At 67.8% G+C, this 1277-nt stretch carries 1 protein-coding gene; it reads left to right on the top strand.

Annotation, left to right across the window (positions count from 1 at the left end; genetic code table 11):
• Positions 1-108 precede the first annotated feature (108 nt).
• The coding region (locus G3N93_RS40170; protein ID WP_206135541.1) for an RND family transporter at positions 109-1277 on the top strand (1169 nt) is incomplete at its 3' end.

Below are 1277 nucleotides of genomic sequence, written 5' to 3'. Positions count from 1 at the left end.
GCGAGGCCGGCGTCGCGCCGCTCGCCGGCGCGGCTGCGTCGACACCGTCCTGACGCGCGGCCGTCCTGCTGCCTGCTCCCGTTCGTTTCGCATCGACAAGAGAATTCCATGAACGACCTGTCACGCCCCCCTGAAGCCGTTCCCGCGTCGCGCCTCGCCGCGTTCGTCGAGCGCTGCGCCAACACGATCATCCGCCAGCGCAAGGTGCTGATGCTGCTGTGCGTCGCGGTGACGCTCGCGCTCGGGCTGTCCGCGACGCGCCTGAAGCTCGATCCGGGCTTCAACAAGATGATCCCGATGCAGCACCCGTACATGCAGGTGTTCGAGCGCTATGCGGGGGCGTTCCCCGGCGCGAACACGATCCTCGTGAGCCTGCGCTGGAAGGGCGACGGCGACATCTACAACCAGTCGTTCATGGACGCGCTGCGCCATGCGACCGACGACGTCTTCTTCATCCCCGGCGTGAACCGCTCGCGCGTGTTCTCGCTGTTCACGCCGAACGTCCACTACACCGAGGTGACGGAGGCCGGCTTTCGCGGCGACGTGGTCGTGCCGGGCCAGTTCTCGAGCGCGAACCCGGACGATCTCGCGAAGGTGCGCCGCAACGTCGCGCGGTCCGGGCAGATTGGCCGCCTCGTCGGCAACGACCTGAAGTCGGCGCTGATCCGCGCGGAGCTGCGCGAGACAGACCCGGCCACCGGCAAGCGGCTCGACTACAGCGCGGTCGCGCGCCAGCTCGAGGAGATCCGCGCGAAGTACGCGAAGCAGGGCATCGACGTGAACATCATCGGCTTCGCGAAGCTGGTGGGCGACGTCGAGAACGGCATCGCGGGCGTGATGGCGTTCTTCGCGCTCGCGTTCCTCGTGACGGCCGCGCTGCTGTTCGCGTACACGCGTTCGTTGAAGACCACCGTGCTGGCGCTCGTCGTCGCGCTGCTGCCGGTCGTCTGGCTGCTCGGCGCGCTGCCGCTGCTCGGCCTCGGCATCGACCCGATGTCGATCCTCGTGCCGTTCCTGATCTTCTCGATCGGCGTGTCGCACGCGGTGCAGATGACCAACGCGTGGAAGCAGGCGCTGGTGCGCGGCGCATCGTCGGCCGACGCCGCGCGCGACGCGTTCCGCAAGCTGTTCGTGCCGGGCACCGTCGCGCTGCTGACCAACGCGCTCGGCTTCATGGTGATCATGCGAATCAAGATCGACATCGTGCGCGAGCTCGGCATCACCGCGTGCCTCGGCGTGCTGCTGATGATCGTGACGAACAAGGTGTTCCTGCCGAA

Origin of the sequence: Burkholderia sp. Se-20378, from assembly GCF_017104665.1 — a bacterium.
Lineage (GTDB): Bacteria > Pseudomonadota > Gammaproteobacteria > Burkholderiales > Burkholderiaceae > Burkholderia > Burkholderia lata.
Note: the sequence above shows the minus strand (reverse complement) of the source record. Positions and strands in the feature narration are given on the sequence as shown.